General features: G+C 56.8%; 19 protein-coding genes and 1 tRNA gene. 11 read left to right on the forward strand and 9 right to left on the reverse strand.

The genetic code is table 11. From position 1 onward, the window contains the following. Window positions 1-8: 8 nt before the first annotated feature. A complete protein-coding gene (locus tag ASE07_RS27505; RefSeq protein WP_235548666.1) occupies window positions 9-1,445 on the forward strand; it encodes an efflux transporter outer membrane subunit in 1,437 nt (478 codons plus the stop codon). A 436-nt stretch (window positions 1,446-1,881) separates the two neighbouring features. Here ASE07_RS27505 and ASE07_RS27510 read toward each other — a convergent pair whose 3' ends face one another. Continuing rightward, window positions 1,882-2,232: a VOC family protein gene (locus ASE07_RS27510; protein ID WP_057294004.1), complete on the reverse strand. Its 351-nt coding sequence runs from the start codon at window positions 2,230-2,232 to the stop codon at window positions 1,882-1,884. Window positions 2,233-2,729: 497 nt separating this feature from the next. On the opposite strand from ASE07_RS27510, the gene ASE07_RS27515 reads away from it, so the two are divergent. The 7 genes from ASE07_RS27515 to ASE07_RS27545 all read left to right on the forward strand — a co-directional run bounded on the left by ASE07_RS27515 (window position 2,730) and on the right by ASE07_RS27545 (window position 10,271). Continuing rightward, on the forward strand, window positions 2,730-3,596 hold the full coding sequence (locus ASE07_RS27515) for an STAS domain-containing protein (protein ID WP_057294005.1): 867 nt from the start codon (window positions 2,730-2,732) through the stop codon (window positions 3,594-3,596). 7 nt (window positions 3,597-3,603) lie between these two features. Continuing rightward, window positions 3,604-3,960 (forward strand): STAS domain-containing protein, encoded by a 357-nt coding sequence (locus ASE07_RS27520; RefSeq protein WP_057294006.1) that lies wholly within the window; start codon window positions 3,604-3,606, stop codon window positions 3,958-3,960. A gap of 60 nt (window positions 3,961-4,020) precedes the next feature. Next, window positions 4,021-4,437, forward strand: coding sequence for an anti-sigma regulatory factor (locus tag ASE07_RS27525; protein WP_442946143.1), 417 nt, complete (start codon window positions 4,021-4,023; stop codon window positions 4,435-4,437). Continuing rightward, window positions 4,422-5,441 carry an ATP-binding protein gene (locus ASE07_RS27530; protein ID WP_057294008.1) on the forward strand — a complete coding sequence of 340 codons (1,020 nt, stop codon included), beginning with the start codon at window positions 4,422-4,424 and terminating at the stop codon, window positions 5,439-5,441. The genes ASE07_RS27525 and ASE07_RS27530 overlap by 16 nt, the downstream gene beginning before the upstream one ends. Window positions 5,442-5,458: 17 nt before the next feature. Beyond that, a complete protein-coding gene (locus ASE07_RS27535) occupies window positions 5,459-7,297 on the forward strand; it encodes an ATP-binding protein (protein WP_057294009.1) in 1,839 nt (612 codons plus the stop codon). 10 nt (window positions 7,298-7,307) lie between these two features. Beyond that, a complete protein-coding gene (locus ASE07_RS27540) occupies window positions 7,308-8,840 on the forward strand; it encodes a response regulator (protein ID WP_057294073.1) in 1,533 nt (510 codons plus the stop codon). Between the two features lie 168 nt (window positions 8,841-9,008). After that, on the forward strand, window positions 9,009-10,271 hold the full coding sequence (locus ASE07_RS27545) for a M20/M25/M40 family metallo-hydrolase (protein WP_057294010.1): 1,263 nt from the start codon (window positions 9,009-9,011) through the stop codon (window positions 10,269-10,271). 14 nt (window positions 10,272-10,285) lie between these two features. On the opposite strand, the gene ASE07_RS27550 is transcribed toward ASE07_RS27545, so the two are convergent. From ASE07_RS27550 to ASE07_RS27565, 4 genes are all read right to left on the reverse strand, one after another. Then, window positions 10,286-11,560 carry an RNA polymerase sigma factor gene (locus ASE07_RS27550; RefSeq protein WP_057294011.1) on the reverse strand — a complete coding sequence of 425 codons (1,275 nt, stop codon included), beginning with the start codon at window positions 11,558-11,560 and terminating at the stop codon, window positions 10,286-10,288. Further along, a complete protein-coding gene (locus tag ASE07_RS27555) occupies window positions 11,560-11,967 on the reverse strand; it encodes a VOC family protein (protein WP_200961037.1) in 408 nt (135 codons plus the stop codon). Before ASE07_RS27555 ends, ASE07_RS27550 begins: the two co-directional genes overlap by 1 nt. A 136-nt stretch (window positions 11,968-12,103) precedes the next feature. Further along, a complete protein-coding gene (locus ASE07_RS27560; protein ID WP_057294013.1) occupies window positions 12,104-12,526 on the reverse strand; it encodes a YciI family protein in 423 nt (140 codons plus the stop codon). Window positions 12,527-12,680: 154 nt separating this feature from the next. Next, a complete protein-coding gene (locus tag ASE07_RS27565; protein ID WP_057294014.1) occupies window positions 12,681-13,037 on the reverse strand; it encodes a YciI family protein in 357 nt (118 codons plus the stop codon). Between the two features lie 879 nt (window positions 13,038-13,916). Between ASE07_RS27565 and ASE07_RS31045 the strand changes: the two genes are divergently transcribed. Next, window positions 13,917-14,087 (forward strand): sigma factor-like helix-turn-helix DNA-binding protein, encoded by a 171-nt coding sequence (locus ASE07_RS31045; protein ID WP_082584542.1) that lies wholly within the window; start codon window positions 13,917-13,919, stop codon window positions 14,085-14,087. Window positions 14,088-14,552: 465 nt separating this feature from the next. Further along, the gene (locus ASE07_RS27580; protein WP_156397115.1) at window positions 14,553-14,945 is read left to right on the forward strand and encodes a hypothetical protein; all 393 of its coding nucleotides are present in this window, start codon (window positions 14,553-14,555) and stop codon (window positions 14,943-14,945) included. 151 nt (window positions 14,946-15,096) lie between these two features. Here the strand turns inward: ASE07_RS27580 and ASE07_RS27585 are convergent, their stop codons facing one another. Beyond that, window positions 15,097-15,717 (reverse strand): DedA family protein, encoded by a 621-nt coding sequence (locus ASE07_RS27585; RefSeq protein ID WP_057294018.1) that lies wholly within the window; start codon window positions 15,715-15,717, stop codon window positions 15,097-15,099. A gap of 84 nt (window positions 15,718-15,801) precedes the next feature. Next, complete coding sequence (locus ASE07_RS27590) at window positions 15,802-16,746, reverse strand: alpha/beta hydrolase (RefSeq protein WP_057294019.1); 945 nt, start codon at window positions 16,744-16,746, stop codon at window positions 15,802-15,804. A 415-nt stretch (window positions 16,747-17,161) separates the two neighbouring features. Between ASE07_RS27590 and ASE07_RS27595 the strand changes: the two genes are divergently transcribed. Then, window positions 17,162-17,237 (forward strand) — tRNA-Thr (locus ASE07_RS27595). A gap of 141 nt (window positions 17,238-17,378) precedes the next feature. Here ASE07_RS27595 and ASE07_RS27600 read toward each other — a convergent pair. After that, window positions 17,379-18,878, reverse strand: coding sequence for a tripartite tricarboxylate transporter permease (locus ASE07_RS27600; RefSeq protein WP_057294020.1), 1,500 nt, complete (start codon window positions 18,876-18,878; stop codon window positions 17,379-17,381). A 9-nt stretch (window positions 18,879-18,887) separates the two neighbouring features. Beyond that, window positions 18,888-19,349, reverse strand: coding sequence for a tripartite tricarboxylate transporter TctB family protein (locus ASE07_RS27605; protein WP_057294074.1), 462 nt, complete (start codon window positions 19,347-19,349; stop codon window positions 18,888-18,890). Window positions 19,350-19,360 lie beyond the last annotated feature (11 nt).

Consider the following 19,360-nt stretch of genomic DNA (forward strand, 5'->3'; position numbering starts at 1 on the left):
ATGCATCCATGATTCCAGCAAGTCGTATTGCCATTGCAGCAGCCATCGTCCTCCAGCTCGCCGGATGCGCGGTCGGCCCTGTCTATGAGCGGCCGGCGACGCCGCTGCCGGCCCAGTTCAAGGAAGCGCCCGGATGGGTGCCAGCGACGCCAGCCGACGCAGTCGACCGCGGCGCGTGGTGGTCGCTGTTCAATGATCCTGTGTTGAACCAGCTTGCGGCCGAGGTCGACGTGTCAAACCAGAACGTGGCCGCTGCCGCTGCTGCATATGAGCAGGCGCGCGCGCTGGTGCGGGAGCAGCGCGCGGCATTGTTCCCCATCGTGTCGTTGGATGGAGGCGGTTCGCGCTCCGGCGGAAGCCGCAGCGGCACCAGCAGCACCAGCAGCGCCACCACCACAGCGTCCGGTGTGCGTACCTCCAATTCCTATCAGGTCGGTATCGGCGGCAGTTGGGAACCGGATGTCTGGGGAAGGTTGCGTGCCTCCGTGAGCAGCGCGGGCGCCAGCGCAGAAGCGAGTGCCGCCGACCTTGCATCGGCGCGCCTCGCGGCACAGGGCGAACTGGCCGCCAATTATTTTGCGCTGCGGCTGACTGACTTGCAGACCGCTTTGCTGCGCGACTCGATTGCCGGCTACCAGCGTGTCCTGCAGATTACGCGCAATCGCTACGCCGCTGGCATTGCGCCGAAGACGGATGTGCTGCAGTCGGAAACCCAGCTTGCCAACGCGCAGGCAGACGAGGTGGGCCTGGTCCGTCAGCGTGCGCAGCTCGAACACGCGATTGCGGTGCTGATCGGTAAACTGCCGTCTGATTTCGCGCTCGCACCGACGCCCTGGAAAAATGTTGTTCCGGATGTGCCGGCTGTCCTGCCATCAACACTGCTGCAGCGCCGGCCGGACATTGCTGGCGCGGAGCGTCGTGTGGCAGCAGCCAACGAACAGATTGGTATTGCCCGGACCGGCTATTTCCCCAGCGTTGGTCTTAACGCGTCGTATGGAACCGCTGCCAGCACGGTCAGCAATCTGTTTAACGCCTCCACCATGCTGTGGTCTCTGGGCCTGTCGGCGGTGCAGACGATATTCGACGCCGGCGCGACAGGAGCCCGGATCGACGCCGTGCGTGCCGCGCATGAACAAGCGGTCGCACGTTATCGGCAGACCGTGCTGACTGCCTTCCAGGATGTGGAAGACCAACTCTCGGCGTCGCAGGTACTCGCACGCCAGGTCGAGCTGCGCCAGCAGGCATCGACTGCCGCTGACCAGGCTGAAGCGCAAATGCTGAATCGATACCGGGCGGGGCAGGTGAACTATACCGAGGTCGTCAATGCGCAAGTCACCGCACTCAATGCTCGCCGTTCACTGGCGCAGGCGCAGGCCGACCGGCAGATGGCGGCAGTGGCGTTAATTCAGGCGTTGGGTGGTGGCTGGACACAGGCGCAATCATAGAAAATGAAAATTAATTTGACGTGTTAAGCATGATCGATTCGCCGTCCAACGAAATAACCTACAAACGAAGCCACGCTCCACCACAATATTGTCCAAAAGATGGCAACAATCGCCCATCCGAATAACGATGGCGCAGCCCAGCCACCAGACTCCGCTGCCGTAAAAACCGGAAGGCCAAGTCCCCGCAAAAGAGTGAGCGGCACGTAGATCGACATAGCCACCGCAGGTGCAATTGCTTCCAGAGGAAATGCAACAGCAAGGAACTGGAGCATTAAGAGCAAACCCGATATGGCAAGGCGTAGTCGCATAGTCGTTATGTTTAATGTTTATGATGACATGCGGCACAGCCGTATATATTCACTTGCATGTCCATCCTCGCGCGACTCATCCAACATCGGCTTCAATGAATTTAAATGAATTGTTAGCACGCACTCGTCTACTGATGCTGAAGAATGTTGATGAGCTTGCCGAGCGGATCCTTCACATAGAACCGGCGAACGCCCCATGGCTCAGTGGTAGGCCCGTATTCCAAGGGGATCTTGGCGCTCTGGACTCGGCGCAACGCCTCATCAAGGTCGTCTACCTCGATCGATAGGTCAGGCACTGGAGTGCCGGAGCCACCTTGACTCGCGAAACTGATTTGTACCACCATCTTGGCGGAACCAGTATAGGTGCGAAGCCATCCATGATCCATGGCAAGCTCAAGGCCAAGAACGTTCCGATAGAAATCGTCCATTTCAGACGGCTCGGCCGTTGGGAGGTTGGCAACGATTCGTTTGACTTTCATTTTCGGTCCCAAAGTGCTGGCGAAGCGCCCTAATGATGTACTTCTACAGACACCGAACGTCCGCTCCGCACGGATATGCTCCGCATCCAAGTTATTATTTTGAAAAGAGCTGTTCAACACATCCCTAATTATACGGAGATGATTTACGCCGACGGCATGGCAGATCTCATAACGACCCCTTGGGGTTTATAAAGAATCCGGCTTTTACAAAAAAATTTTCATTTGCTGTCCGGTTAATACGCAACGATTCTGGAATAGAACAGTCAACAAGCAAGCTACGATTCACCGTTCTTGCAATTAAGGCAATAAGGTTGAGAATGGTCAATTGACCATAAGAATTATTGCTTTTCGCTAATATTTCCCCCGCCTACCGCACAAGCCCGGTGCTACACTGCCGGGCATAACATTTATGCAACGATTGTCGTTGTTGCAGGCGATCGAATCTGCTTACGATACTCAAACCGACTTCAATTCTATTTAGCATCAGTGGAGCCCCAATGACAAAATCTGCGACCGGACATCTGGCAAAAGTAATTCAGAACAACCGTGAAAATTTACTTGCCGGATGGCTGGAAGGCCTGCTTTCCCGCTCCGTACGCCGTGACAAGGCCGCCGAGAAAGATGTGGCTGAACAAGCCACGCAGTTCCTGGACATCCTGCAAACAACGGTGCACAAAGGACAAAACTACGACATCGATACAGGAGCCTGGAGCGATGTACGCAGCCTGCTGTCAGGAATTTCCATGGCACGAGTACGCCAGGGCTTTTCGCCGATTGAAACCGCGAATTTCGTTTTTTCCCTGAAAGAACCGCTGTTTGCCTTGCTGCGCAAAGAACTGGACAACGATCCGGACGCGCTGATCGAAGAAACCGCGCAGACAGGTACGCTGTTTGACCGCCTCGGCCTGTTCACCATCGAAGAGTTTCAAAAAGGGCGCGAACAGATCATCCTCAAGCAGCAACAGGAGTTGATGGAACTGTCGACGCCGGTCGTCCAGTTATGGAAAGACGTGCTCGCACTGCCGCTGATCGGCACGCTCGACAGCGCACGCACGCAGGTAGTGATGGAAAGCCTGCTGCAAAAGATCGTCGATACCGGCGCCTCCATCGCCATTATCGATATTACCGGTGTGCCCACAGTCGATACGCTGGTTGCTCAGCATCTGCTCAAGACCGTCGCCGCCGCGCGCCTGATGGGTGCAGACTGCATCATCAGCGGCATCCGGCCACAAATCGCCCAGACCATCGTGCACCTTGGCGTTAACCTGGAAGACGTCATCACCAAGGCAACCCTGGCCGATGCATTCGTCGTTGCATTGAAGCGCACCGGCGCGACGATCACCCACGCAAACCAAGAGCAGTGAGGCACTAATGGATCGTATCCCCATCTTGAGGATGGGTCGCCTGTTGCTGGTGACCATCCAGGTCGACATGCACGACCGACTGGCCATGACGCTTCAGGATGACCTGACTGCCCGGATCGTCAAGGACCGTGCGAACGGCGTTCTGATCGACATTTCGGCACTTGATATCGTCGACTCGTTTATCGGTCGCATGATCAGCAACACGGCGGCGATGGCCAAGATTCTTGATGCGCGCACGGTGGTGGTCGGCATGCAGCCGGCAGTCGCCATCACGCTGGTGGAACTTGGACTGACGCTGGAAGGCGTGAGTACCGCCTTGAACGTCGAGCAGGGAATCAAATTGTTGCAGCGCACCGCGGCATAAGCCGGCGCGGCCACGATTTGATGATCCCGTAACCGGAACATGCTCGTAAAGGCAGATGTGTTGAGTATAAATAACGCTGACAAGCTGGTGCTCCCGTTGCGCACGGATGAAGATGTCGTCCGCTTGCGGCAGGCGGTGCGCGAGGCACTGATTTCAATCGGCTTCAGCCTGATCGACCAGACCAAAATGGTGACGGCGGCCAGCGAGCTCGCGCGCAATACGCTACGCTATGGCGGCGGCGGGGAATCGCATATATTGAAGGTAACCAATGGTGGGCGGCGCGGACTGAACCTGTCGTTCATTGATCATGGTCCCGGGATTTCGGATGTTGCGCTGGCGCTGAAGGATGGCTATACGACGGGCGGCGGTCTTGGACTCGGACTGAGCGGAGCAAAGCGCCTCTCCGATGAATTTGAAATTATTACCGCTCCTGGCGAGGGCACTACCGTAAGCATTACCAAATGGAAACCATTCTAAGCACTGCGGGCCGCCAGAAAGTCTATGCGATCGAAGAGGCCGCAGAAATCGCCGGAGTACGACGAGGTAGTGCAGAACTTGCCAGACTGCAGTCCTTTGACGAAACCGCCGCCGGCAAGGTGGCGATCGCCGTGACGGAAGCGGCGACCAATATCGTCAAGCACGCTACACGGGGGCAGATCATTCTGCGCCCGGTGGAGCAAGGCAATGCGTCGGGAATCGAAGTCATTGCGCTGGACGCAGGACGCGGCATGACTAACGTCGCATTGCACATGAAGGATGGCGTGTCGACCGCCGGCAGCTATGGGGTCGGACTGGGTGCGATGGTGCGCCTTGCGGATGAATTCGACATCTATTCGCAAGAGGACAAAGGCACGGTAATCTACATGAAGTTCTGGAACGTCCCGCCGCCCCCCGCTTCCGGCACCTGGCAGACAGGGGTAGTCTGCCTGCCGCTTCCCAGCGAAGAAGTTTGCGGTGACGCCTGGGCTATTTGTAGCGATGCGACGCTTGCCACTGTGATGGTTGCCGACGGCTTGGGTCATGGTCCCGACGCGGCGCGTGCATCGGAAGCGGCGATCCGCCTCATCGGCAGCCATCCCGAATTGCATCCGGAAGCCGCGATCTGGGAAAGCCATGCTTCCCTGCGCGCTACCCGAGGTGCCGCAGTGGCGGTAGCGAGGCTGGATACACTGTCGGAGGAAATGCACTTCTCCGGCGTCGGAAACATCGCGGCGGTGAGCTTCCAGGGAGGCGGCAAGCGGCAACTCATGTCCCACAATGGCATCGTCGGCAGCAATATGCGCAAAGTGCAGGAGTTCGTCTTGCCGTGGACTTCGGGCGCGATGCTGATCATGCATTCCGACGGATTGGGCACTCGCTGGAACCTCGATCATTATCCCGGCCTGGAAGCAGCACATCCGTCCTTGATCGCCGCTGTCCTGTACCGTGATTTTTGTCGACAAAGGGATGACGTGACAGTGCTTGTCATCCGTGAACAGTAAACAAGCAAAGCACTGACATGAGCATGCGCATACTCACCATCGTGATCGAAACCGAACAGGACGTGGTCGCTGCGCGCCAGCGCGCCCGTCAGGTTGCGGCGGTCTGCGGCTTCTCGGCACAAGACCAGGTGCGCATTGCCACCGCCGTCTCGGAACTGGCCCGTAACGTGTACAACTATGCGTCGCGTGGCCGCGTGGAATTCTCCATTGAAGGCAAGACCTCGCCACAAGTGCTCGTCGTCCGTATCGAAGATAGGGGACCCGGTATTGGCAACCTGGACGAAGTGTTGTCCGGCAAATACCAGTCGCCGACAGGCATGGGTGTCGGCATTATGGGCGCACGCCGCCTGATGGATCAGTTCGACATCGTCACCGGCAAGGGAACGGGCACCACCATCACCCTCAAGAAGCTGCTGTCGGCAGCGGCGCCTACCCTGACGCCGCAATCCGTTGGCGCCATCGGTGCGGAACTGGCGTCGGCACAGCCGGTGGCAACGCTGGGTGAAGTGCAGCAGCAAAATCGCGAACTCTTGATTACGCTGGAAGAGCTGAAGGCCAGGCAGGAAGAACTGGTCCAACTCACCCGTGAACTGGAAGATACCAATCGCGGCGTGGTGGCGCTGTATGCCGAACTCGATGAAAAGGCGGATCACCTGCGCCGTGCCGATGAAATGAAGTCACGCTTCCTGTCCAACATGAGCCATGAGTTCAGGACGCCGCTAAGTTCGATTCGCGGCCTGTCCAAGCTCCTGCTCGACCGTATTGACGGCGACCTGACGGAAGAGCAGGAAAAGCAGGTCAACTTCATTCTCAAGGGCGCCGAGTCGCTATCGGAACTCGTCAATGACTTGCTGGATCTCGCCAAGATCGAGGCCGGCAAAACGGATGTGCGGCCAACCAAGTTTGATGTTGCCGAACTGTTCAGTGCGCTGCGCGGCATGTTGCGTCCGTTGCTGGTCACCGAATCGGTCCAGCTGATTTTCGAGGAGCCCGATTTCCAGTCCACGATGTACACGGACGAGGCGAAGGTTTCGCAAATCTTGCGCAACTTTATTTCCAACGCACTGAAATTCACCGATTCGGGTGAAGTCAGAGTGTCCGCAAGCCATTTGCCTGAAGAGAGGGCGATCCGGTTTTCCGTAATCGATACCGGCCTGGGTATTGCACCGGAGCACCAGCAGATCATCTTCGAGGAGTTCGGACAAGTCGAGAACCGCTTGCAACATAAGATCAAGGGCACCGGACTGGGTCTGCCGCTTTGTCGCAAGCTGGCTGATTTGTTGGGCGGGCGCGTCGAACTTTCCAGTACACTTGATAAAGGTTCTACCTTCTCCGCGGTAATTCCGGTTACTCTTCCTAGTGAAGATACTGACGGCGAAGCTGAAATCCTGGCCGGCTCGGAGAATGGAATCGCTGACGAGCGCCTACCGGTACTCGTTATCGAAGACCAGCAACCGGTCCGGATCATGTATGAGAAATTCCTGCGCGGTACTGCTTTCAGGGCGATTCCGGCACGTAGCTTGTGGGAAGCTGACGAAATCTGGGCCTCGATTTCCCCGGTGGCGATCATTCTGGATATCAATCTGAATGGCGAAGATACCTGGCGGTGGCTGATGGATACGAAGAATGATGGCGTGCGCGGTCGCACGCCGATCATTGTGGCGACGGAAGTTGATGATCCCGCGAAAGCCTTTGCGCTGGGAGCGGATGCTTTCTTCGTCAAGCCGGTGGTATGCGACGAATTGGTCGCACAGCTTACGCGATTGGTGTCGGACGAGATGGGTAACAGGAGCGTGGCGGATTCGTCGGGGGGCGACGCATTGAACCAAACTGCACGCGGTCCGCGTGCGCATTAAGAGCAAGATCATGTTTTCCGAAGACGATCACCTGATATTGAATGTTGACGATACGGACGCGGCGCGCTATGCGAAGTCGCGCATCCTGTCGCGTGCAGGATTCAAGGTGATCGAAGCGCCGACCGGTGGGGAAGCGCTGCGCAGGGCAAAGAGCGATAAGCCTGTACTGGTACTGCTGGATGTGAAACTGCCGGATATCAATGGTTTCGAAGTCTGCCGTCGCCTCAAGGAAGATGAAGAGACCCGCAACATTCTGGTGCTGCAAACATCGGCTTCCTACATTGGCACCGGCGATAAAATCAGAGCCCTGGAGGGCGGCGCCGATAACTACCTGTTCGAGCCCATCGAACCGGAAGAACTCGTCGCCAACGTCCGGGCCTTATTGCGACTTGGAAGGGTAGAGCGCGAGTTGCGGGAAGTCGACCGCCGCAAGGATGAATTCCTTGCCGTGCTTGCGCACGAATTGCGCAATCCGCTCGGACCGATCCGCAATGCAGTCGAACTGCTGCAACAGTCCGGAGCGCATGAATCTGGCAAGCATGAGAGCGCGCATCAGACCATTCTGCGCCAGACCGAACATATGGTCAGGCTGGTCGATGATTTGCTGGACGTGGCGCGGATATCGCAAGGTAAACTCGCATTACAGAAGCAACCTGTCGAGCTCAGAACGGTCATCGACTCCGCGATTGAAACGGCACGCCCCATGATTGAAAGCCGCCACCACACGCTGGCGACATCACTGCCTTCCGACGAAATCTGGGTCGATGGGGATAGCGTACGTCTTTCGCAGACCATCTGCAATCTGTTAAACAATGCAGCCAAGTTTACCCGCCCGCATGGGGAAATTACCCTCAGTACGGAGCTGCGTGATGGCCAGGTGCGTATCCGGGTGAAGGATAATGGCATCGGCATTCCCTCGGAAAGCCTTGACGCCATTTTCTCGCTCTTTACGCAAGCCGGCCATGCCGCCGACCGGGTGCAGGATGGCCTGGGTATTGGACTCTCGCTTTCCAAGACTTTAGTTGAACTGCATAGTGGCTCGATCCGCGCACTGAGCGGTGGCATGGGTCTGGGAAGCGAGTTTGAAATCACGCTGCCAGTATTGGCGCCCGGCCCGCAGAAAGTGTCAAGTCAGAACAACAGCAACCCGGCGCCCGCAGGCAAGTACCGCATTTTGGTGGTCGATGATAACCGCGAAGCCGCCGATATCATTTGCGAACTGCTGAGGATGGACGGACATGAAGTTGCGTCAGCGCACAACGGCGCCGATGCGCTGATTGCCGTGCAGCGTCACCAGCCTGACATTGTCATTCTTGATATCGGCTTGCCGGACATGGACGGTACGACGGTCGCTGGCAAGATACGCACGATTCCCGGAATGGAGGATGCTTCTCTTATCGCGCTCACCGGTTATGGCAATTCTTCGGACATCGAGCGCACCAAGGCGGCAGGCTTCGATGACCATCTTGTCAAGCCGGCGAAGTTTGCCAATCTGCGAGAGTCGATCCGCCGGTTACGCGAAGGTGCTGTCGCCAAGCGATAGCGTGATGCCGTATGGAGCCGCTTGAGAACATCTTCGGACTATGCTGAGGAGTGCGCCATGACCGCTGCGATCCTGACCCACAGACTTGCTTGCCGCGATGATCTCGGTTTGCTGAACCCCCTGATCGATGCCGCGTAATGTCTGACACCTCAACGAATTCGAGGAAAAATGACAACCCACCAAGGCCAACAAACCCGGCCGCAAAAGGAACCGCTCCTGCAATGGATCGACGACCATTTTGAACAGCAGGTGACATTCCTGCAGGCATTGGTTCGCATTCCCACCGACACACCGCCGGGTAACAACGCCCCGTTCAGCGAAGCCGTCGCTGCGATGATCGAAACCCGAGGCTGGCCGGTTGAACGGCATCCAGTGCCTGTACAGCTAGTCCATGACTACGGCATGGAAAGTATTACCAACCTCATCGTGCGTCGGCGCTATGCCGGCCAGGGACCGATTATTGCGTTGAATGCACACGGGGACGTTGTGCCTCCCGGCGACGGTTGGACCAAGCCGCCCTACGGTGGTGTCGTAGAGAATGGTCGCCTGTATGGGCGCGCGGCAGCGGTCTCCAAATCCGATTTCGCGACCTATGTGTTTGCCACGCAGGCACTGGAAGCGCTTGGCACACGGTTACAGGGCGGTGTTGAATTGCACTTCACCGCCGATGAGGAATTTGGCGGCCTGCTCGGCCCGGGATGGCTGCTCGAAAACCAGCTCACCCGCCCGGATTACGTGATCGGGGCCGGCTTCGGCTATAACGTTGTCACCGCACATAACGGCTGTTTGCAATTTGAGGTGACGGTACATGGCAAGGCGACGCACGGATCGATTCCCGACACCGGGCATGATGCCTTGCAAGCCGCAACCCGGGTGCTGCAGGCGATCTACGCCAGGGTGCCGGAACTGCGTCAGGTGCGATCGAAGGTACAGGGCATAACTAGTCCAACCATGATCGTCGGCCGTATCGACGGCGGCACCAACACGAATGTCGTCCCGGGCAAGGTTGTGCTCAAAATGGACCGCCGCATGATCCCTGAAGAGGATCCGGTCACGGTCGAGGCCGACGTGCGAAACATGATCGAGCAATCCGTTGCAGGAATGGAAGGTATCCGGGTCGAGATCCGGAGGCTCCTCCTGGCCGGCGCGTTGCGTCCTTTGCCGGGCCACGAAAAACTGGCCGAACGCCTGCGTAACAATGCGGCGACCGTGTTCGGCGAGCCAATTACGACCAATGGCTCGGCCTTGTACACCGATGCCCGCTTGTATGCGGAGGCGGGAATACCCTGCGTGCTCTACGGCGCGGGACCGCGTACCGTGCTGGAATCCAATGCCAAACAGGCGGATGAATTCATAGAGCTGGAAGACCTGCGGCGGGCAACGAAGGTCGTCGCGCTGACCTTGCTCGATCTGTTAGCAAGTGACAATTAACCGTCACCTCGCCGTCACCTACCCTTCAGCTTGTTCGATCGTTCAAGCAGGAGCTCACGCTCCTGCAGGTTGCGCGCGAGACTCGCGGCGCGCTCAAATTCCTGTTGTGCTTCTTCCTTGCGGCCGAGTTTTTCCAGCAGGTCGCCGCGCACGCTGGGCAGCCATTGATAGCCTTGCAAACTTTTGTCCTTGCTTAACCGATCCACGATCTCCAGCGCGGCTGCCGGCCCAGCCGCCATGCTGACGGCGACGGCGCGATTGAGCTCGACCACCGGGGAGGGCGAGACGATGGCAAGCATGCCGTAGATGTCGGCAATGCGATGCCAGTCCGTCTCCGCGGCGGTATGCGCTTGCGCATGGCAGGCCGCGATAGCCGCCTGCAAAACATAAGGACCGGCCGTACCGCCCAGGTTTTCCGCACGTTGCAGCGCCGTCAGGCCACGACGGATCAGTAAATGATCCCAGCGTGAGCGATCCTGGTCGAGCAGCAACACCGGTCGCCCGCTAGTGCCGACCCTGGCCTTGGCGCGCGAAGCCTGCAGTTCCATCAGGGCAATCAGTCCATGCACTTCCGGCTCCTGCGGCGCCAGTTCAGCCAGCATGCGGCCGAGGCGCAACGCTTCTTCAATCAGGGTGGGGCGCATCCAGTCTTCGCCTGCGGTTGCGGTGTAGCCCTCGTTAAAGATCAGGTAGACCACCTCCAGCACTGTGGCAAGACGCTCCGCGAGCGCATCGCCCGGCGGCAGCTCGAACGGCACGCGTGCCTCGTTCAGTGTGCGTTTTGCACGCACGATACGTTGTGCAATCGTCGGTTCCGCAACCAGAAAAGCGCGGGCAATCTCGTGCGTGGTCAGTCCGCCCAGCAGCTTCAGGGTCAGCGCGACCCTCGCTTCGGATGACAGCACCGGATGGCAGGCGGTAAAGATCAGGCGCAGCAGATCGTCACCGATCTGATCATTCCTCACGACGTCGAGCGTGTCGACAAAGTCAGGCACGATCAAAGCCTCCTGCGCTTCGAGGTCATGGCCCATCTGCTCGAGTTTTTCGCCCAACAGCTTGTCACGGCGAAGCCGGTCGAGGGCACGGTTCTTCGCCGTCGCCATCAGCCAGGCGCCCGGATTGTCCGGCACACCATCGAGCGGCCAATGTTCAAGCGCCGACACAAGCGCATCCTGGGCCAGCTCTTCCGCCAGTCCGATGTCACGCACCATGCGTGCGATACCGGCCACGATCTTCGCGGATTCGATGCGCCAGACGGCCGAAATCGCATGATGAGTGGCCGAATGCATCAGCCTTGACCCGCAGCGGATGGATCCATATACATCAGTTCCCAGATATGACCGTCCGGGTCCTCGAACCCATGGCTGTACATGAAGCCGTAATCCTGCGGCGCGTTGGGCGTCTTGCCCCCGGCAGCAACTGCTTTCGCAACCAGTTCGTCGACCCGTTCGCGGCTTTCGCAAGACAGGCAGGTCAGGACTTCGGTTACCTTGCTTGCATCCGCGATCGGCTTCTTTGTGAAGGTCTGGAAGAAGCTTTCGACCAGCAGCATCACGTAAATGTCATCGGAAATGACCATGCAGGCGGCTTGCTCATTCGTGAATTGCGCATTGAATGTATAACCGAGTGACGCGAAGAATTCTTTGGTGCGTTCCAGGTTCTTGACCGGAAGATTGACGAAAATTTGCTTGTTCATGATGCTCCTTTACATAATGAGATTCGGTTTCCTGGTTCATTGCGGCGACCGGTAGGACGACGCTTTGCGCCATGAAATTTTCCTGAGGAAGGTCGTGTATTTGCCGAGGGGTGATGGATCGGGGGCAGTCGCCTGCCTACTGCGCGGCGACTGCGCCGGTACCGATGGAGCGCATCTGTTCGAGGCTTTCACTCGGCGGAAAATCATCCAGTTCGAACATCTGGCGTACCTCAATTTGCGCATCGACGTCCTCGCCGTGCGGAGCGGGAAAACGGCGTGTCCATTCGAGCGCTTCATCGCGTGAACGTACCTGAATGATCGTGTAACCGGCAACCAACTCCTTGGCTTCGGCAAAAGGTCCGTCAATGACCGTGCGCTTGCCGCCGGAATAGTTGATGCGCCATCCCTTGGCGCTCGCCTGTAGTCCCGATCCATCGAGGAGCACGCCAGCCTTGGCTAGCTGCGCATGGTAATCGGCCATGGCGGCAATCAGTTTTTCGTCAGGCATCACGCCGGCTTCCGACTGTGCGGACGCTTTTACAATAATCATGTATCGCATTTCGATCTCCTTGATAGTGGGTAGCAAACACAGGTCAGGGAAGCGGTGACGCCCATTTTTCCTGGTTTCTAACTCCACGACGATCGAGCCGACATGAAATCGACAAAGCCGGCGAAAATTTTTTATTTTTCCTATTTAACTTGTAACAAGCGCATCAGGCAACATAACAGGGCGCAAGACTGCGGACCTCGACCGTACACCATTCGGCGGCCGGGCATTCGGCGGCAATTGCCAGCGCCTCCTCCCGCGTCTGGCAATTCACCATGAAAAAGCCTCCCACCATTTCCTTTGCTTCGGCAAACGGTCCATCGACGACTTTGGACTTCCCGCCCTCTACCCGAACGCGGGAGGCATGGTTGTGGGAGGCAAGCGATTCGGCGGAAAGCAGCAATCCTCGGGCTTGCAAGTCGGCGGCAAAAGACATCATGCGGTCGTAGACCGCGCGGCCTTCGGTTTCGGTGCGAGAGGCGCGTTGGTCGTTGGGTTCAATCATCAGGAGCATATAAGCCATGGATGGTTTCCTGTTTGTTCGATGAGGTGATGAAAAGCGTATTCTATGCGCCAATGACCTGAATCCCGGAAGACATTTAACGATTTGTCATCCCATTACCAACATGAGGATGGCGCTGTTTGCCGATGCGCTACGCCTGGCGGACCCGTGCCATTGCGTCGAGCACGCTTGCGCGCACTGCGTGTACGCAGCGCCGCTGAATACTTCTAGAAGAAATTGGGGAATTGAGATGTGGAACGATCGCCGGAAGCGGGCTGTTCGCTCCAGCGCAAGGGATCTCGGACGGCAGGGGAGCCATCATTGGTATCGAGCCGGTACCGACCGTTACCGCGCAATGGAGCCCAGTAGAAATCTGGGTACGGCCGGTACAGGGACCTCCACCGGCCGTACAAAAACGCTATCAGGCGGCGGCGTATTTGGCTAGTACAACGGCAAGAAACGACACGGCGACTGCGGCTGCAGTGGCACGAAACATAATGGCGGCGAGGTCACGAATAAGCATGGCGATGAAGGAAAAGAGTGGCGGTGCAGTTGGAACGATAGCACTCGGATTTCCACTCGTAAACATAGGTTGCAGGAATGTGTGCCCGTCGCAACATATTCTTTGCGGCATGTCATTGTTCGTTATTCTTTCGTCGTCGTTTGGGGCTTGAGGCAGGAGAGAAATCAATACACAAACGCTCTCGCAAAAGTTTTGCATGCGAGAACGGGTGGGGCGAACATGCCCTGGCTTATAAGACGTCCGCCTGCATTTGAAAAGAATTTTTTGACTGCCCAAACGGGGCGCAAAGCGCTGAACTTCGATCCCTGCGATGAGGAAAAATTAGAAAATTGGCTGGCGATGCATAACAACGAGAGCCTTCAACTTGAGCTGATCGGATGGCAGCGTTCGAGGCCCTGCCGGAACATTATCGTAATGTCATTTTGCTATGTGATTTCGGAGAGTTGGGCATCGAAGAAATAGCAGAACGCCTTGAGTTGACAACTGCGCGCGACAATTCACGCGGGCATATCTGCTCGACTAAATGCCCAGCTCAAGTGGGTGAATAAAGGTGTTAGACGCCTATTTGAAGGGCATTTTTTTCATGCGACGTCGTGGAACGAATTCGACAGATAATGTCTATGGAGGGTAAGGAAGCCGCTTCGCTAAAGGGCGAAATGAAGCGTGACATTACAGGCCAACGAGCCGGAACGCGCATGAACAAGCGCATGCTTACGCGCGCATGACGGTATATCCTGCTGGTATCAGGCCTCTGAATATCTGCTATCACCATTCGGAAGCAGACTATCCCGCTCCATGGTTGTAGTATCTGGTTGTCTCCTCCAACTCTTCTTGAATTGGATTCGCCCGCAACCGAAAGGTCTGCGGGCTTTTTTCTGCGTAATTGGTTTCCTGCGTTTTTCTTGCGACGGACCGGGCGCGAAAATAAGCGACTTCGTGTGCATATGCCTTCAGGCTAATGCAACTTGTCGTCCGGTTGATCGCTCCAACGTACTTTTCAGACAGGGTAACAAGTGGCAAGCAACGGATGTGAAAAGGTGGATGTCTCCCGCGTCCTGATCCAGCGTACAAAAGGTCTTCATTCCAAGGCGCGTGTCTCGTCGATACAGGCCGCCGACATGGTCCTGAAGAACTGGGCCGATGATGGCATGCCGATCGCTGAAGATGATCAGTGCGATGTCCAGGTGATATTTGAAGACGGCTTTCGCTATCGTGGCAAGTTCGGCCTCAAGCGCACCGACAAGCGCATTTCACTGGCACGCCATATTCGGCGACAGCTGACCGCGCTTGCTGCGGCCAAGCGCTGCAGCAATGCGTCGACAGCAAGTGAGGAACCGGTCATCAGCCTGATCGGTACCGATATCGCCGACTCGGCGAGAATCGCGCTGGACCAATACGATATCTGAGGGCGGCCCCCCGGGTCCTTGCAGTTAAGTTGGTAAATGCACAAGTGCATTTAGGATCATCAGGATAATCGGCTAAATCGGCTAATCAGCCAGTCTGGCAAATTGGCCCGTGTGGCGTGTCGTCACCGGCATCTCGTTGGGTGAGTCGTCCTTACTGTCCTTGATTCTTTTTACGATGACGCATGGCATAAGCGATGGTCACGCATAACAGCACCGTCGTCGCCACCGCCGCCTGCGTCACGCCCGAAGTCTCACCAAGAAACTGCAAGCCGTAGCCGGCACCGAATCCGATCAGGGCGAAAGCCAGCGCCCATACCAGGGCACTCACCAGATTCAGCATCTGGAAAGGCAAAGTGGCGATACCGCTCATGCCGAAGGCGATCAGCCCGACCATACGCAACCCGTATAAAAAACGTAGCGTCGGGACCAACAGCATATGATGTCGCAGTATCAACTCGTCAATTCTGGATTTTCGCGATTGTAAGGACGGAAAACGTCCTAGCAACGATGCGCCATATTTTCGTCCCGCATAGAAATAGGGTTGATCGCCTAAAAAGCTGGCGATCGCAGCAATAACGATGACCGCTGGCAATGCCAGGTGATTGTGATAAGCGGCCAACCCCGCTGCCATGACAATGGCCTCGCCTTCAAGAAAGCTGCCAAGTGCCAATGCAAAGTAACCGTATTGCTGAATAAAACCGATTAAACTCATAGTTTTGTCGTCGCTTTCCAAGATGGCTAGATAGAGCGCGTACGACTCAGGAAGTTGCATTGTTGCCCATTGTTACCTTAACGCCGGAATCATTCGATTCATTCCAAAGATTACAGGTTTTGCAACTTTCCGGGAGTTGCTAGTTTAGCGGGACAGATAACGAGCAGTTTGCGAGGCACACAGTTCCACTGCGGCATTAGCTTCATCAATCACTCGACCCATCGTAATAAATCCATGAATCTGGCGTTCGAAGCAAATATGCGTTGCCCGATTTCCCGATTCGCTCAGGCGTTGCGAGTACATCAAACCCTCATCACGCAACGGATCGTATCCTGCTGTCAGCACAATTGACGGCGGCAGGTTGGTCAGGTCAGGATGCAATAACGGCGATGCGCGCCAGTCAAGGTCATGGGTCGCGTCGTCGATGTAATGATCATGGAAATACGTAATCGTATCGCTGGTCAGCAAGTAACCCTGACCGTTGGTGGTATGTGACGGTGCGCCGCGGCGCATGTCAGTGGCAGGATAAATCAGGAGCTGGAAGGCGATCGGGACATCACCCGCGTCACGCAAGGCAATCGCAACGACAGCGGCGAGATTGCCCCCCGCACTATCGCCGCCTACGGCAAGCCGCGATGCATCCAGGCCCAGCTTAGGTGCTTCCTTGTGAATCCAGCGGGTTGCCGCAATGCTGTCGTCCACCGCAGCAGGAAAGCGATGCTCGGGACCGAGTCGATAATCAACGGACACAATTGCGCACTTTGAAGCGTTCGCAAGCTGTCGGCACAACGAATCATGCGTATCAAGGTCACCAATGACCCAGCCTCCGCCATGGAAGTACACCAGCACCGGCAGCAAGCCTCTATCCATGTCGCCACCAAGCGGTTTATAGAGGCGTAATGGAATCGCTCCATGTGGCCCTTCGGCCTGAAGGTTACGAACTTCCGCAACTTCGACGGGGTCTGGCTGGGTAAAGCCGCGCCGTTCACGGTAGAAGGTACGTGCATCGGTGACGCTGAGCGTGTGCGTTGCTGGTACGCCGCGTTGTTCAATGAGATCGAGAAGCGCTTTTGCCTGTGGATGCAACATGTTGTCTCCTTAAATTGTCCGCTACTCTGTCGGCGCGTAGCGCTTGCAAGTATAGGACCCGATGGAAAATTTTGCAGGAGGCTGGATTGAAGGTCTTGCAATCAGTCGCAGCCTCATAATAAGGCCAAAAAAAAGCCCGCAAACAAAACCTTTGCGGGCTAAGCTTTTTCAAGCAAGAGAGGAGACAATCAGGATGCTACGCTGCTTTCATTGTGAAAGCCTGACAAGCAGCTGACACCACGGTGACTATGAATACATAGCCTAAAAAGGCCTGTCGCGTCAGCAATGGTATGCCGCCGTTGTCAAAAATACGCCTTAGGATTTGTGGAATACCCTACACAGGATCGAAGTCGTTTCGTCATTTGGCAAAGATCAAGAACGGCCAACGGGATCTGATTACACTAATAATCACGATGCCGGCTTAGCTCATCTGGTAGAGCGGTTCAACTGTAATGAACAGGTGGGGGGTTCGAGGCCTTCAGCTGGCACCAGATATTCAGTAAAAAAGGGTTGCGACTTCCTTGTCGCAACCCTTTTCATTTCTTGCTATGCAGTGTCTGGCGATATGCGACGACGTATACAAGCTCGTCCGGATAATCCACCTGTCTTTGCGAAAGGCTGAGCCGGGCTTATCACTCCACAAACGCCTCTTCACGTTTCTGGCGCAAGGAAGGCAGCAACACCACCGCAAGGGCAAGCGCCGACATCACCAGCATGGTGGCGCTGATCGGCCGCTGCAGGAAAACTAACGGATCGCTGCGCGACAACAACAGTGAGCGACGCAGATATTCTTCCATCATCGGCCCGATAATGAAGGCCAGCATCATCGGTGCGGCTTCCATCTTAAGCTTGGCGCAGATATAGCCGGCCAGGCCAAAGCCCGCCATCAGGAACACATCGAATTCGCTGTTGTTCAGACTGAACACACCGATGGCGCAGAACACCAGGATGCCAGGGAACAGGAAGTGGTACGGCACCATGATCATGCGCACCCACAAGCCGATCATCGGCAGATTCAGCACGACCAGGAAGAAGTTACCAATCCACATCGAGGCGATGATGCCCCAGAACAGGGTAGGCTGTTCCGTCATTACCGCAGGTCCCGGCTGAATGCCCTGGATGATCATTGCACCAATCATCAGCGCCATCACTGGATTCGATGGGATGCCAAGCGTGAGCATCGGGATGAAGGATGTCTGTGCACCGGCATTGTTGGCCGATTCCGGCGCAGCCACGCCTTCGATGGCGCCTTTGCCGAACTGTGCCGAATTCTTCGACACCTTCTTCTCGATCGAATAAGCAGCAAACGACGAGAGCATCGCGCCACCGCCGGGCAGGATGCCCAATGCCGAGCCGAGGACAGTGCCGCGCAGGACTGGGGCGACCATGCGTTTGAAGTCGTCCTTGTTCGGCATGAGGCTGCCGACTTTCATCGACAGCATCGAGCGCGTCTCTTCATTGTCCAGATTGGAGATGATTTCTCCAAGGCCGAACATACCCATGGCAACGACGACGAAGTTAATACCGTCGGCGAGTTGCGGCACATCGAAGGTATAGCGCGGCGTGCCTGAATTGACGTCGGTGCCGATCAGGCCCAGCAGGAGACCGACAATGATCATGCCAATCGCGCGCAGCAGCGAACCGTGCGCCAGCACCACCGAGGCCACCAGGCCCAGCACCATCAGTGAAAAGTATTCGGCAGGGCCAAACTTCAATGCCAGTTCTGCCAGCGGGGGCGCAAACATGGCAAGCAGAAAGGTGGCGACTGTCCCGGCGAAGAAGGAACCGAGAGCGGCGGTGGCAAGTGCCTTACCCGCCCGACCCTGGCGCGCCATCTGGTAGCCGTCGATGGCGGTGACCACCGACGATGATTCTCCCGGCAGGTTGACCAGAATCGCGGTGGTGGAACCGCCGTACTGCGCGCCGTAATAAATGCCCGACAACATGATCAGCGAAGCGATCGGGGGCAGCGAGAAGGTGGCAGGCAATAACATCGCGATGGTTGCTACCGGGCCAAGACCGGGCAGCACACCAATGGCCGTACCGAGAAACACGCCGATCAGGCAATACAGCAGGTTATTGAGCGACAGCGCGGTTTCGAAACCGAGTGCAAGATGACTGAGGATTTCCATGGTAGTTCCTTAATATCCAAACCAGGAGCCGAGGATCGGCATTGGCAGGCCAAGCCCTACCACGAAGACCAGGGCGCTGAACGCCGCGAGGCCAACCGCCACAGTGAGGAACGGCAGTACACGGAATTTCTGGCTTGCGAAGCCGCTCAGCATCACCAGGACGATGACGGCAATTACCAGCCCGGCGCCGCGGATCAGCAGGCCGAACAACACGACGGCCACGAGAATAATGAGGAGATTCTTGATCGCGATGCGCTCAATCGGTTCGCCGGAGCGGAACATCGACCGACCGACCGAAATGGCACCAATCACTGCAAGTAATCCGCCGAGAAAGCTAGGGAAGTATGCAGGGCCCATTCGGCCCGCGCTTCCCATTGCATATTCGCGACCGATCAGGACTGCGGCAAGTCCGAGAACAAGAAAAATGACACCCGACCAGAAATCCTGGGGGTTCCTTATGAAGTTAGGCACACCGGTCTCCA

It is taken from the genome of Noviherbaspirillum sp. Root189 (genome assembly GCF_001428545.1).
In the GTDB taxonomy this organism is placed as follows: Bacteria; Pseudomonadota; Gammaproteobacteria; order Burkholderiales; family Burkholderiaceae_D; genus Noviherbaspirillum.

Bases quoted from the DNA above. Each gene is read 5' to 3' on its own strand.
- ASE07_RS27505 (WP_235548666.1), top strand. From the start codon at position 9: ATGATTCCAGCAAGTCGTATTGCCATTGCAGCAGCCATCGTCCTCCAG.
- ASE07_RS27510 (WP_057294004.1), bottom strand. From the start codon at position 2,232: ATGAAAGTCAAACGAATCGTTGCCAACCTCCCAACGGCCGAGCCGTCT.
- ASE07_RS27515 (WP_057294005.1), top strand. From the start codon at position 2,730: ATGACAAAATCTGCGACCGGACATCTGGCAAAAGTAATTCAGAACAAC.
- ASE07_RS27520 (WP_057294006.1), top strand. From the start codon at position 3,604: ATGGATCGTATCCCCATCTTGAGGATGGGTCGCCTGTTGCTGGTGACC.
- ASE07_RS27530 (WP_057294008.1), top strand. From the start codon at position 4,422: ATGGAAACCATTCTAAGCACTGCGGGCCGCCAGAAAGTCTATGCGATC.
- ASE07_RS27535 (WP_057294009.1), top strand. From the start codon at position 5,459: ATGAGCATGCGCATACTCACCATCGTGATCGAAACCGAACAGGACGTG.
- ASE07_RS27540 (WP_057294073.1), top strand. From the start codon at position 7,308: ATGTTTTCCGAAGACGATCACCTGATATTGAATGTTGACGATACGGAC.
- ASE07_RS27545 (WP_057294010.1), top strand. From the start codon at position 9,009: ATGACAACCCACCAAGGCCAACAAACCCGGCCGCAAAAGGAACCGCTC.
- ASE07_RS27550 (WP_057294011.1), bottom strand. From the start codon at position 11,560: ATGCATTCGGCCACTCATCATGCGATTTCGGCCGTCTGGCGCATCGAA.
- ASE07_RS27555 (WP_200961037.1), bottom strand. From the start codon at position 11,967: ATGAACAAGCAAATTTTCGTCAATCTTCCGGTCAAGAACCTGGAACGC.
- ASE07_RS27560 (WP_057294013.1), bottom strand. From the start codon at position 12,526: ATGCGATACATGATTATTGTAAAAGCGTCCGCACAGTCGGAAGCCGGC.
- ASE07_RS27565 (WP_057294014.1), bottom strand. From the start codon at position 13,037: ATGGCTTATATGCTCCTGATGATTGAACCCAACGACCAACGCGCCTCT.
- ASE07_RS31045 (WP_082584542.1), top strand. From the start codon at position 13,917: ATGGCAGCGTTCGAGGCCCTGCCGGAACATTATCGTAATGTCATTTTG.
- ASE07_RS27585 (WP_057294018.1), bottom strand. From the start codon at position 15,717: ATGCAACTTCCTGAGTCGTACGCGCTCTATCTAGCCATCTTGGAAAGC.
- ASE07_RS27590 (WP_057294019.1), bottom strand. From the start codon at position 16,746: ATGTTGCATCCACAGGCAAAAGCGCTTCTCGATCTCATTGAACAACGC.
- ASE07_RS27600 (WP_057294020.1), bottom strand. From the start codon at position 18,878: ATGGAAATCCTCAGTCATCTTGCACTCGGTTTCGAAACCGCGCTGTCG.